Source organism: Abyssibacter profundi (assembly GCF_003151135.1).
GTDB lineage: Bacteria > Pseudomonadota > Gammaproteobacteria > Nevskiales > OUC007 > Abyssibacter > Abyssibacter profundi.
Map to the genome: position 1 here is coordinate 46979 of NZ_QEQK01000006.1, position 12518 is coordinate 59496.

General features: G+C 58.1%; 14 protein-coding genes. 8 read left to right on the forward strand and 6 right to left on the reverse strand.

Annotated features, from left to right (window positions below):
- The first annotated feature begins 21 nt into the window (after positions 1 to 21).
- From DEH80_RS17745 to DEH80_RS07945, 7 genes are all read left to right on the forward strand, one after another.
- The gene (locus DEH80_RS17745; RefSeq protein ID WP_109720108.1) at positions 22 to 237 is read left to right on the forward strand and encodes a transcriptional regulator; all 216 of its coding nucleotides are present in this window, start codon (positions 22 to 24) and stop codon (positions 235 to 237) included.
- Positions 238 to 384: 147 nt separating this feature from the next.
- Positions 385 to 993, forward strand: a complete 609-nt coding sequence (locus DEH80_RS07915) for a DUF8585 domain-containing protein (protein WP_133249161.1) — start codon at positions 385 to 387, stop codon at positions 991 to 993.
- A gap of 180 nt (positions 994 to 1173) precedes the next feature.
- Positions 1174 to 1464 carry a hypothetical protein gene (locus DEH80_RS07925; RefSeq protein ID WP_109719963.1) on the forward strand — a complete coding sequence of 97 codons (291 nt, stop codon included), beginning with the start codon at positions 1174 to 1176 and terminating at the stop codon, positions 1462 to 1464.
- The gene (locus DEH80_RS07930) at positions 1461 to 3737 is read left to right on the forward strand and encodes a VapE domain-containing protein (protein WP_109719964.1); all 2277 of its coding nucleotides are present in this window, start codon (positions 1461 to 1463) and stop codon (positions 3735 to 3737) included. The genes DEH80_RS07925 and DEH80_RS07930 overlap by 4 nt, the downstream gene beginning before the upstream one ends.
- A gap of 515 nt (positions 3738 to 4252) precedes the next feature.
- Positions 4253 to 4996, forward strand: coding sequence for a hypothetical protein (locus DEH80_RS07935; protein ID WP_109719965.1), 744 nt, complete (start codon positions 4253 to 4255; stop codon positions 4994 to 4996).
- A 104-nt stretch (positions 4997 to 5100) separates the two neighbouring features.
- On the forward strand, positions 5101 to 7050 hold the full coding sequence (locus tag DEH80_RS07940; RefSeq protein WP_279323120.1) for a phage terminase large subunit family protein: 1950 nt from the start codon (positions 5101 to 5103) through the stop codon (positions 7048 to 7050).
- Positions 7050 to 7349, forward strand: a complete 300-nt coding sequence (locus tag DEH80_RS07945; RefSeq protein ID WP_109719967.1) for a hypothetical protein — start codon at positions 7050 to 7052, stop codon at positions 7347 to 7349. Before DEH80_RS07940 ends, DEH80_RS07945 begins: the two co-directional genes overlap by 1 nt.
- Positions 7350 to 7473: 124 nt before the next feature.
- Here DEH80_RS07945 and DEH80_RS07950 read toward each other — a convergent pair whose 3' ends face one another.
- The 6 genes from DEH80_RS07950 to DEH80_RS17430 all read right to left on the reverse strand — a co-directional run bounded on the left by DEH80_RS07950 (position 7474) and on the right by DEH80_RS17430 (position 11420).
- A complete protein-coding gene (locus tag DEH80_RS07950) occupies positions 7474 to 7947 on the reverse strand; it encodes a PIN domain-containing protein (protein ID WP_109719968.1) in 474 nt (157 codons plus the stop codon).
- A 5-nt stretch (positions 7948 to 7952) separates the two neighbouring features.
- The gene (locus DEH80_RS07955) at positions 7953 to 8228 is read right to left on the reverse strand and encodes a hypothetical protein (RefSeq protein ID WP_109719969.1); all 276 of its coding nucleotides are present in this window, start codon (positions 8226 to 8228) and stop codon (positions 7953 to 7955) included.
- Positions 8229 to 8317: 89 nt separating this feature from the next.
- Complete coding sequence (locus DEH80_RS17160; protein WP_133249162.1) at positions 8318 to 8686, reverse strand: trypco2 family protein; 369 nt, start codon at positions 8684 to 8686, stop codon at positions 8318 to 8320.
- 473 nt (positions 8687 to 9159) lie between these two features.
- The gene (locus DEH80_RS07965) at positions 9160 to 10089 is read right to left on the reverse strand and encodes a RexA family antiphage protein (protein WP_109719971.1); all 930 of its coding nucleotides are present in this window, start codon (positions 10087 to 10089) and stop codon (positions 9160 to 9162) included.
- Between the two features lie 142 nt (positions 10090 to 10231).
- Positions 10232 to 10954 carry a hypothetical protein gene (locus tag DEH80_RS07970; RefSeq protein ID WP_109719972.1) on the reverse strand — a complete coding sequence of 241 codons (723 nt, stop codon included), beginning with the start codon at positions 10952 to 10954 and terminating at the stop codon, positions 10232 to 10234.
- A 196-nt stretch (positions 10955 to 11150) separates the two neighbouring features.
- The gene (locus DEH80_RS17430) at positions 11151 to 11420 is read right to left on the reverse strand and encodes a hypothetical protein (RefSeq protein ID WP_207774532.1); all 270 of its coding nucleotides are present in this window, start codon (positions 11418 to 11420) and stop codon (positions 11151 to 11153) included.
- Between the two features lie 189 nt (positions 11421 to 11609).
- Between DEH80_RS17430 and DEH80_RS07980 the strand changes: the two genes are divergently transcribed.
- Positions 11610 to 12419, forward strand: a complete 810-nt coding sequence (locus DEH80_RS07980) for a DNA adenine methylase (RefSeq protein WP_109719973.1) — start codon at positions 11610 to 11612, stop codon at positions 12417 to 12419.
- The last annotated feature ends 99 nt before the right edge of the window (positions 12420 to 12518 follow it).

The window sequence follows — 12518 nt, forward strand, 5'->3', positions numbered from 1 at the left end:
AACATGGTGTTGACTTTCTGTATGACTGAACTGGACAAAGCGATTGAGCATTGCGGGAGCGCAGCAGCGCTCGCTGACAAGCTTGGCGTCGTGCCGATGACAGTCTCCCAGTGGCGAAAGCGGGGGCGTGTGCCAGCTGAGCGATGCCGAGCGGTAGAGGAGGCCACGGAAGGTGAAGTCACCCGCTACGCATTGCGCCCGGATGTATTTGGTGACGCACCAGAGGCCGCCGCTTGATGTCTCCCCGAGTCTCCCCAGGGCGTTCCATGGCGCCCGCCCCGTTGCCGGCCGGCTTACATAGCCGGTCGGCTTTTCTTTGCTCATTCGATCGATCTGCATCGGTCGTATTACCTGCTGCTTGCCCCATGCCGATGAGGATGTTCGATGTCTGAGCCTCTGCCTATGTCCGGTGCTGGACAGACCCACGTTACGCGCGTGGATGTGCTGGTGTTCTATCTCCAGCGCGCTACGGCTGAGACGCGTTTTTCATTGGACGATTTTTCGGAGGCGTTGGCCCGTGCGTACCACGGGCTGGTACCGGAACATGCCCGGTCGCTCGATCTGGAGCCGCCGCAGGATCGCGGCTCGTACAGCGACTACGCGAAGGCGGTTGGCCGTATCCGTAAACGGGTGCAGCGATACGTGGATGGGTCACTGCATCTGCCGGTGGAACTGGAGGAGGCGTGGGTAGCTGCCTTGCCGGATCCGTACCAGCAGGCTGCCCGTACGCGCTTGGCGCGGCGGTATGGCTTTCTGGCCGCCGAGACACCTCAGACCGCTGCGTGCACGGATGGCGAGGCGGTGGGTCGGGTGATGACCCAAACCGGGGAGTGCTTGAGCGGCTTGTCGCAGGCCCTGGCCGACGGGGTGATTGATGCGGACGACCTGCGTCGAGACCCGACACTGATGGATCGCATCTTTGACGCGCAGGCCGCGCTAGCGAGTGTGGCGGCGCGGGTGGCTCAGGTGCAGTCGGGGGCAGGCAATGGCTGATGTCGTAGATCGTGCCCAGGTCTTACAGGATCTGCACCTGCACCAGGCGCTGAGTAATCGGTGCAGCCCGGCGCAGCGAGTGCTGGTGTGCGGCGATTGCGGTGGCCGCAATGATCGTCCTGATTACGCCATTTGCTCGGACTGCCTCCTGGACCGCCAGACGGAGCCGGGGGAGGAGGCGTGAGCGAACTGTTCGACTCGGCCCCAGAGGCTGTCGCGGCGCCCGCTGCGATGAAGGATTTACTGCCGGGTTGGCAGCGGGTGCGTGACACGAATTACTTGCAGAGCCCTTGCGGACGGGTGCGCATCTACCGTTCTGGCCCAATACCGGGGACATCGGGGCAGAGTTACCCCGTGTATGTGCAGCTGGCCGGCGAGTGGGTCAGTGTGCGCACGTGCCGACTGGAGCTGGCGCCGGCAGCGAGTCTTGCGAAGCAGGTGTTGGAAGAGCTCGCGGAGCAGCTGCCGTGACGGTTACGTCCACGCACGAGGCGATCGTGCATGCGATCGATCAACTTGCCGCCGAAGGCCTCATCGTCGAGTCCCTGGAGCTGGACAAGCGCACCTACTGCCCGGTGTCTCGCGAGGTGGTGGGTAAGCCACCGAAAAAGGACACCGGCCGCTATTACGCCAAGTTGATCACGCTGCGCGATGGCGGCTCGATGGTCATCGGCTGGTGGAAGAACTACTGGGCCGATACCTGGGGTAAGTTCGAGCCGCCGGACAGCAAGCTTGACCGATCGCAGCTCGAGGAGATCGCGAAGCATCGCAAGGCGATGGATGCGCAGCGCGCGAAGGACGCCAAGGAGGCCGCCGAGAGCTGCGCCGAGCGGGCCCGCAGACTTTGGTCGCGTGCGCGCGAGCATGGACGAACGCCGTATCTGGACCGCAAGGGCATCGATCGTATCGGCGCCCGCGTGATGCGGGACTCGCTTGTGGTGCCGCTCTATTCGGTCGAGCGCAAGCTGGTCGGCCTGCAGTTCATCCAGTCGGATGGCGAAAAGCGGTTTCTGAGCGGCACGCCGAAGCAGGGCGCCTTCTCGATCGTCGGTGAGCTGGATGTGGATGGCGACGATGTCGTGATCGGCCTGGCTGAGGGCTACGCCACAGCGGTCTCCATCTACATGGCCACGGGCTGGCCGGTGTTGGTGTGCTTTGATGCCGGCAATTTGCCGGAGGTCGCGGCATTGTGGCGTGAGCAGTACGACCATCATCGGATGGTGGTGTGTTGCGATGATGACCACACCCAGCGCAAGAACCCAGGCAAGTCCAAGGGAATAGACGCCGCCAAGGCGGTGCGAGGCGCCTGGTGCTGGCCGAGTTTCCAGAATCGCACGGGCCGCACTGACTTTAACGATCTGCACGCAGAGCAGGGGCTCGATGCGGTGCGACAGATCGTGGTCGCTGCTGCAAAGCGAGCGCGCGGTGGGCGGTGGCGGCAGCAGTTGACGTATTCCAAGCGCTCTGGCGGGTACAAGGCCAATCAGCACAACGTCGCGCTGATCTTGGAGCGAGATCCGGCCTGGGCCGGGCTGCTGCGACTCGACAGCTTCGCCAATCGAATCGTGATGACGCGCGAGCCACCGTTCGGCGGCACTCGCCGGGAAGTTACCGACGCGGAGCTGAGTGAGATCGCGGCCTGGTTTGGCCACCCGTACAGCTACGACATGAGCGTGTCGCAATCACTGGCGGCCGAGACGGTCTCGATGGTGGCTACCCGTTACGCGTATCACCCGGTCTGCGAGTATCTCGACGCATTGGAATGGGATGGCGTGCCTCGGGTGGACGGGTTGTTCACTGCGTTTTTCGGAGGGGCAGACGACGACTACACCTTGGCCGTCAGCCGATTGTTCATGCTGAGCTGCGTGGCCCGCGTGCGGCACCCCGGCTGCAAGGTCGACACGATGGTGGTGCTGGAGGGCTCGCAAGGGCTGGGCAAGAGCTCAGGCATCCGCGAGCTGGTAGGGCCCGAGTGGTTCATGGACACCAGCCAGCCGTTCGGCGACAAGGACTTTTACCAAGCGTTGGCAGGTAAGTGGGTGATTGAGCTCGCCGAGATCGCCGCGTTATCCAAGCCCGACGTCAACAAGGTCAAGGCCGGCCTCTCTGCGCAGAAGGACACGTACCGGCCCAGTTACGGCCGCGTCGCGCGTGACTATCCCCGGCAGTGTGTGTTTGTCGGCACCACTAACGAGAGTGAGTACCTGCGTGATCACACTGGGGCGCGCCGCTTTTTACCGGTGCGGGCCGGATTCGTCGATCGCTCAGGCTTACGCCAGAACCGAGACCAACTGTGGGCTGAGGCCAGCGTTCGCTACCGCGAGGCCTGCGAACGCGACGAGTCTTGGTGGCAGGTGCCAGAGTCGGCCCAGGAGGAGCAGGACGCCCGCTATCAAGATGATCCGTGGGCAGTGCCTGTGGCTCAGTGGCTGGCAGGCAAGGGCGGTGAAGAGCAGTACCCGGCCGAGAACAAGTCCATCACGCTGCGGTATGTGACAGGCCCAGGGCGGCAAGTGCATCGAGCCAGTGTGTCGGACCTGTTGCGGTGGGCGGTGCATGTCGACTTCGGCCGGCATACACAGCAGGAGTCTGGGCGAATGGGGCGGATCATGACGCGCCTTGGTTGGACCCAGCGTCGCCTCGGCAAGCAGGAGGCGCCTAGCCGGCCACGCGTCTACGAACGGCCGGCTGAAGCGCCAGCCCGAGTCTCGGCGCCTGCTCCGGAGGTCGACGATGTATTCTGAGATTGCGCGTGCGCAACGCTCGGTAGTTTCGCTGGTGGTGGGCCAGCGTCTGCCGGGCAACGTGCGGCGTTGGGTCCGGGGTAGGTCCGGGCTGGGTCCACCTTGGGTCCGGGTAAAAAGTGCCGGAATCATGGGCTGGGTCCAGCGGTCCGGCCTCCCTCGTGCGCACACGCCCGCCCGCGCACGCACGCGAGACGAACAACCAGCGCTACCGCACCCCCTATGTGTGCGAGATTTCACCCGGACAACCCGGACCCAGTGCCGTTTAGCCCGTAACGACGGGAAAAAGTGGGTCCAGGTATACCCGGACCCAATGGCGATTCAGTCGGACCCAGGCAGGACCCGCCTCCATCAAGCCGTTGCCCGCCAATGCCCACGGGTCCTCCCTAGCCGCACGCCATGCGGGCATAGAAAGTCGCAGTTTTTTCGCAGGCGCGCGGGTTGCCGGATCGGTTCACAGGTCGGGGGCTTAGGGTGTGCGGCGGATGTGATTCACCGTCACATGGGGCGTGGCCATGGCTGATCGCGAGCGGCTGCTGTCGGGCCGCCAGTTGGTGGCGCAGCTCGATGAGCTGGAGGTCGGTACCTGGACGGCTGCAGCCGTTCGGCGGTGGATCCACGAGGAGATTCCGTGTCCGATCGCGCAGCGCGGGCAGAACGGGCAATCGCACCGGTACCGCCTGGTCGACGTGGTGCAATGGCTGTGCGATCGCGCCGAGCGCGCGGGTGACCGGCTCGAGGCTGGCGACACCGTGCTCCAGATGCTGCGTCGCGCGGCCGAACCGTCGCCTGTCCCCGATCCTGGAGGAATTTCGGCGCGTGAGCAGGCTTGCGCCGGACTGCCGATACAACAGGGCGCGACAGACTCAATGGGGCGGCCGTCTCTGAAAGATCGCGTCCAGGCTGCAAAGGCCGACGGACACGAAGACCCTGAGCTGCTGGACCTGCTCATGGAGGTCATTGGGGGTCGAGATCCACGGCACTGGAAAGCGGCCGAGGAAGCCATTGCACTGCGGACCAAGAGGAAGCGCGAAGAGGGCAGCCTGGTTTCCGACGATGAGCTGCAACTCTGTCTCGACACCCAGCAGGCGCTGTTCCTGGGCGCTATGCAGGGGCTGCGGGCGCAGCTCAAGGCGGAGCTGGCCGGCCTGGGCACCGATCTCGAGCGTGGCCGGGCTATCGACCGTGAGTTCGACCGCGCTCTCGAGCGCATGGCGGACGCGGTGGATGCCGAGGCGCACGAAGAGGCCTCAGCGTGACGTCAAGCGCCGAGCAAACCGCATCGGGTACGCGGCTCCCGCCTGGCTTTCTGGCGGCGTTGTCCTTGCCGGCAGAGCGCGTATTTCGCCGCACCGTACGCCGCGTGCGGCCATCGGAGCGACTGACCATTACCCAATGGGCGGAGCGCCACCGCTACGTCGCGACTGGGTCGCGGAGCGGACAGTTCAGGTCAGATGCGGTCCCTGTGCTGCGCGAGATTCTGGAAGCGTTTGATGATCCTGCCGTCACCGAGATCGTCTTCCGGAAGCCATCGCAGATCGGCTGGACCGTCTCCGTGGTTCTCAACATCATCGGCTTCCTGATTCACCAGGCACCGTGCGCAATGATTGCGCTGTTCGCCAAGGACGGCGCGGCCAAACGATTCGTGCGCGAAAAGCTCGACCCCACAATCCGAGCCACGGCACCACTGGCAGAGCGGATCCCGGTCGACAAGCGCAACGACCCGGCCAACACCAACGACTTCAAGGGCTTCCCGGGCGGGTTCCTGATGCTGGCGGGCGCGAACAGTCCCGCCAATGTGAAATCCACTGATGCGCGCGTCGTGCTGGTGGAGGAGCCCGACGACGTCTCGCACGACGTCAAAGGGCAGGGTGACGCCATCTCGCTCGCCAAGGCCCGCACCAAGACATTCCCAGACCGCAAAATCGTCATCGGCGGTACGCCTACCATCGAGGACCATTCGGCCATCAGCGCCGAAATGGCCATCAGCGATCGACAGCGCTACCTGGTCGCTTGTCCTGATTGCGGGCACCCGCAGCGGCTGGATTGGGGGCAGGTCGAATGGCTGTCAGACGCCGACGTCAGCCACGTGGTCTACGGCCAGCACCGACCCGACACCGCACGGTACCTGTGCGTTGCTGAGGGCTGTGGAGCGCTGTGGACCAATGCGCAGAAGAACGAAGCCATCCGGCAGGCCGATCTCGATCCAGACCTCGGCTGGCAGGCTACGGCATCGTTCACCGGCGTACGCGGGTTCGACCTGGAGGGTGGCGGCGAGCTGTACTCCACGCTCAGCGAATCGCGCATGGAGATCCTTGTGCGTCGTTACCTCGAGGCGAAGCACGAGGAGCGGCGCGGAAAGCCAGAGAAGCTGATCGAGTTCTGGAATGGCACCCTGGCGAAACCGTGGCGGCTCAAGCCGGATACGCCGGAAGTCGAAGTCTTGGTCGATCGCGTAGAGCGCTATCCCTCATGGACGTGCCCCCACGGAGGCTTAGTACTGGTCGGGGCTGTCGACGTCCAGCGAGGGGGCGAGAGCAGCGGCGAGCCGCGGCTCGAATACCAGATCACGGCGTACGGGCGAGAGATGGAAAGTTGGCGCGTTGCCTACGGAGTTGTGCTCGGCAACCCCCTGGAACCCGCCACTTGGGATGCGCTGGACGAAGTGTGGGCTAAGACGCCAGTGAAGAACGCGGGGGGCGGCGATATGCCCCTGCGTGGCGTGAGCATCGACGCCTCCGACGGCATGACGATGGATGCTGTGCTCGCCTACTGTCGTCGCAATCGCGCGCGTGGCTTTATCCCCATCAAAGGGCACAACGAGCAGGGGCGGCGCCAAGCGCCAATCTTCACGCCGCCAAAGCCGGTCGACACCACGACGAACGACAAGGCTGCTAAGTACGGCCTCAAGCTCTACATGATTGGCACGCGGACCGCCAAGGATCAGATCTACGGTCGGCTCAAGCTCACCGGCAGCGGGCCAGGGCGCATGCATTTTGATGCAGACACCAACGCCACCTACCTGCATGGCCTGACCAGCGAAGCCAAGCTGCCAAAGGCCAATGGCGTGGCGTACTACGTCAAAAAAGCCGGCGTGCCGAATGAGCCACTGGACCTGACCGTCATGTGCCTGCACCAGGCGCACCGGCACCGGTTGCACACCTGGGAGAGCCACCACTGGGATGCCGCTGAGCGCGAGCTGCGGCAACCCAGTCTGCTGACCCCTGCACCGACCGGTCGCACCGCCGAACAAACTACCCCGGCCCGAAAGGCGGGCCGGGCGCAGCGATTCACCGGATACCGAGGAGACTGATGCCAGCCACCCAACCTGACGAACTCGGCCAAACAGTCGACCAGGTGGCCGCCAAACTGGCGCCACGCCTGGGCAACAACATGGACAACGCGCGCGAGCTGGCCGAACTGGTGATCGATGAGATCCGCGCGCTGCTGGGCCCTGGCGAGGTGTACATCCGTCAGCCGCGGCTCTACGACCCCGAGAAGGTGCTGGCCGACTTCACCGGTGACAACGCGGCGGAGGTGATTGCGGAGCATCGCATCTCGCGGGCGACGCTGTATCGGCTGCTGAACCGGCGGCGGGGGAGGTGTGGATGAGCGAAGTCGCCATAGTTGGCTGCTTAACGCAGTAAATCACTCAAATATAAAACTGAGCGAGGCTTGAACTATGAAAACAGACCCCATGAATGAATGTCGAATTCAATGCCGCTGTACGGAAGGTTCAAATTGCCACCGGGAAGTGGCTATCGCGCAAGTGATTGAAGTTCACCGCTTCCGAACCTCTGGTAACGGTGGCTACATATAAATCCAGATCCGCTGTAAGAACAACGAAGTCAGCTTCGGCCTGGCTCAGCAGGACGGAATCAGCCAATCCAAGCCTAATAAACTCTGGGCAATCGATGGCGGCTTTGCTGGTGACAAACCGTTCGTCGCACTCATGGATAATCGTGCGTAAGGTATGAAATATTTCGCTACGCGCAGGCTCTTCTATGTAAGCGGCCAGATTTGACGTTTCCGTAAGAGTGTTTGGGAACAGCAGGATGGCCGAAGCTGCGCTCAACGTTTCTGCTAATAGGTCAAAATCTTGGAGGCAAAAATTACTCAATCGTTTATGCTTTTCAACATACTCTCGCTTCGTGCTTCCAACGGTGAATAGAAGGAGCAGGTTTGTGTCTAAAAGAATAGTACTCTTCACCGTTTCTAAACTTCCCTATTCTTGACGGACAAAACCTCACCCGACGTGTCCGATATTTTTACCATCTTAAATGATCGGCGAGGGAAGTTGGCGCCGCCGGCAAGATTAGCGAGAGTATTTCTTGGCTCATCCCATGGTCTGGAAAAACCAATTGTTACCAACCATTGCTTGTGATCGATATCCAGCTCAACCTCCTCAAGCCCAACGTTTCGCACATCTTCATCAGCGAATAACTCGACTACGTGGGTCTTGGCAAGTGTGACTGCATCCTTTACTTTCATTTTTCTGTTACCAATTGTGCTGGCGCTCAAATTTATGGGTGAGGTGCAATATATTGCGCTGCGGAGATTGTGTCGGCTCGGTTCACTTTCTATGTTCTTTTTGATGGGAAGACCATTGGCACCGTGAATTTTATTCGTGAATTCGAGCCGGATAGTGCTGAGGACTCACCTCCTGCGCCTAGGCCAATAGACACAACTGATACTCTGATGCCCGCATTTGTTTTTTCGCTCTCGTGAACTGTTACTGCAATGTCGAAATCAACTTTTTCCACTACGCGAGTTCGATCATCGCTACGAGCTTGTGGTCGTGTTCGAGCATAAGCTTGAGAACTTTCGCTGTTCACAGTTATGGCCGTTGGATTGATGATTGCGTCTGTATGCGCCAAGCTCTCATTGGCTTCAATTATTCCTTCGGCGATCTGCGCTAATGAGTCTTTGACGAAGTCTTTCAAGTCCATATTTTAATCCCGCTGACGGAAACGTCGTATGTTGGAGGCGGATTGCGGCGCAAATCGCTTGGTTGTATAAATTCAAAAATTCATGTTCATGTTAAATTTCTTTGGCTGCACTTCTCGCCACATTGCATAACACGAATGTCAGCAGTCCAATCTGCATGATATTGTTTGCAAAGCTGGCGAGCATTGCAGAAAACAAGTATCCATGATGCAAGTGTGAAAAATTACCTAGCGCGAGAAAGCTGGTGATGATTAGTGAAGCTACGGTTAAAAAATAGCAGAACAGAAAAATATCTAAATAGCCGCGCCGTTTGTAGCGGCGGAAGGAGGATGTCTGCGTAAAATTGAACAAGATAGTAATAACGGCAGCAAGGAACCCTAGCATAGTGAACGCGAAACCCGATACTACTTGGGCTATTGCAGTGCGCTCCGAGGCAAGGCCAAGGCTGAAGGACGGAGCGCATATTTGTATCAGCTCATAAGTTGCTAATCCGATGGGCCCAGGAGTCAGCATCATGAAGCTTAGCAAAAGAATTAGGCTCCTTTTTCTTGAACTCGGAATTTGACTCATGCTCTACGACCTTTTGCTGAAGGGTGCTGTTGGTTTTGATTTTTTCCTTTATCTGCTCGTGAATTGTGCGATCTTTTGTCTTGATGATGTTGTCTGACACATGGCCTTTGCCAGCGAGATAAACATCCATTATCTCGTCTCCGATTTCTTCGCGGGCTCTGATCATCATTTTATCTAATCCCTCGTCTCGAACGCCTGCAATAACCTTTTTTACTGCAGGTTCAATATTCTGCTTCCTCCTTGGTTTGATCGTTAGTTCGAATGAGTCGACATCTGCAAATTCTTCTGAAGTGCCATTAAAAAAATTCCTAATGTCCTCGTAAAAGGAATTTTCCTTTGTGACTTGAATAACGGAGCGCCCGATGAAGTCCATTTTCATCGCATCCGCCTTCGTTGATTGAGTTAGAAGAGGGTTGAGTATGATGTTATATCGTCCAAGACCAATTGCATCGCACAATTCGTTGAGGAATACACTGAAGGTCTTGGAGCGAGGCGCCATGACCGTTGAAGCGAACCCGAGGAAGCTAGCCCCCATATAGACGTATGAAGCAAAACCTATCTGCTCGTCGGCGCTAAGTAGATCGTAAATTTCAGTGACTGACAAATCGCTCGATTTAATCTTCCTGATGATCTCGTTTGTACGGGTCATCAGGAATAGGTAAAGATTATCAGTTACTGGAAGTAGAAATAGACTCTCATCAGCATAACTAAACTGACTCTTGAACTTAACATCATCTAGCTGCACGAAGGCTCTGATGAACGGCCTTAAATCAAAAAGGTACTGCTGATCGCTTTTCTGCTTTAATATAGAGTACCCAAAGTAAGAAACTTTCACCTATTGTCTCCACTTGTTTTTGTAATTAAATACCCACGTGCGTCGGCGTTTGTGGCGGCGCTCGTATTATTCTTTGCAAGAAGCTGCAGAGAGATTTAATAGCCTGTTGCAACTAATAGTGCTGTATTGCCGGCGCGACGCCTTACCCTTGCAATCCGTCTACGGTAAGCTGAATGTCGTTAGCCGTTGATTGTATCGCTTCACATGTTGCCTCAGTGTTCGAGACAGTTGATTCAATATCTTCGCAAGTACTATCGATTTCTTCAACTTTGCTCATAATGTCATCTAGTGAACTGTATCCATCGATGTTGCGCACAGCGCTCTCTATAGACTCCAGGCGCTGTTGTATTAACCCCAAGACCTGCTCTGACGGAACCTCGCTGTTTTTTAAAGCTTCAAGCTGCAGTGAGACAGTTATTGGGTTGTCAACCTTCGATGGATCGTTTTCTACAGCAGTTATCTGTGCTTTCAATTCCTTCTTTGCATGTCCGACGCTTTCTAGGTCAGTATGGTCAATAAATATTGTTCGAGATGCGGCAACATCAAACGGGATTTTGTGCCCCTTCTCGATAATTTGAACAAGCGGCTTGCCAATCATATGCCTAATTGCAAGTTCGTAGAATACATTGGGGTTAAGGTCTGTTAGATCCGCAATTACTAAATCGTCGTCGGTGATATGTTTGATGATCTGCGAAGTGATGATCCCCGGCTCGCCAATGCTGTCTGCCCTTACTGGTTCGGCGTAGCCTAAAGTCTGTACCACCTCTCCAAGAACGTACTTCAATACCTTATCCGAGCGCTGTCTTGCAGGCGACCCAGTAGCACCAATCGGCGCGATGACGAAACACGTCTTTTTCTTTGACATTAGTTCTCCCCATTAACTTACAAGACATACAGAAGGTATCAGCACTCATCCGGCTGCGACTCAGTATTCGAATATGGCGTTTAATGCTGGACCAGCCAAAACAAGAATCTGTCAATTAGAAGCGACCTTACCAGTAGGTGTAGACCTTCAAACAACTGGTGAATCGCGACTTTAGCCAGTGGTTCAGTCGCGGCCCTCACTGAAAGCGGCCGACGATAAACACCACCAGCCCGACCAGGGCACACGTCCAGCCCAAACCGCCGGCGCCAGCCATACCGATAATCATGCCGGCGACTATCAACAAGAATCCTAAGCCTTCCCATTTGGCGCCAGCGCGCATGACCGGTGTGCTGGAAGTGGGGGCGGCCGGCGAGTGGGGTGCGGCAATGGGTGCCCCGCAGCCAGGACAGGCGGCCGCTTTGTCAGATACCTGCCGTTCGCATTCCGCGCATTCGATTAAGGCCATGCCCCCTCCAGTCTCACTTTCCCCTGTTACTGAGACCCGCCTCAGCGGCATCGTTAGCGCGCTAAAAGACGGCACCCAGGAGATCGTGCAGCAACACGATTCCTGAGTATCGCACGGCGCATCACCGCCGATTGACCAAGGCCGCCACCGCGCGCGCACGGTGGAGCGAGGCTATCAGAGAGGCTGGTGATGCCAAACCCTATAATTCCCTGGATTGGTGGAAAACGCCGTCTTGCAGGCGAAATTCTGCCCTTGTTCCCTGAGCATACGTGCTACGTGGAACCATTTGCGGGCGCGGCAGCGCTGTATTGGCTGAAAACGCCAAGCGATGTCGAAGTTCTAAACGACATTAATGGGGATCTCGTCAACCTGTATCGGGTCGTTAAGCATCACCTGGAAGAGTTTCTCCGCCAGTTCAAATGGGCACTGGTCAGTCGGCAGATTTACACCTGGGCGCAGTCCACGCCCCCAGAGTCGTTGACCGATATACAAAGAGCGGCGCGATTCTTCTATCTGCAAAAGCTTTCGTTCGGGGCGAAAGTCCAGGGGCAAAGCTTCGGGACGGCGACGCTGTCACCGCCCAAGTTGAATCTGATCCGTCTGGAAGAGGAGCTCAGCGCAGCCCATCTGCGTTTGGCTCAAACTCTGATAGAGCACGGCGATTGGTCCGCCGTGATCGAACGCTACGACCGGCCTCATACCTTGTTGTATTGCGATCCACCCTATTGGGAAACCGAGGGCTACGGTGTTGAGTTCGCGATCGGAGAATATGAGCGGCTTGCAACGCTCGCCCGCTCAATCCAGGGGGTCATGATTATCAGTGTGAACGACCATCCCGAGATGCGTCGCGTCTTTGCTGGGTTGACCCAGCGGACCATTGAGATTGCCTACACGCTGGGCGGCTCAGCGAAACCCGCTCAACGAACGGAGCTCTTGCTGATTAACCGCCCAGAGTGGCCAGAAGGTGGCCGGCGCAGTCAGACAGAATTCGGGTGGTAGATCCGCCGAGCCGCATCCTCCGCCATATCGATCCCCAGTCTCACTTTCCCCTATAACTGAGACCGCCCCGTAAGCCATGGTCTGGCCTCCACCTGGGAG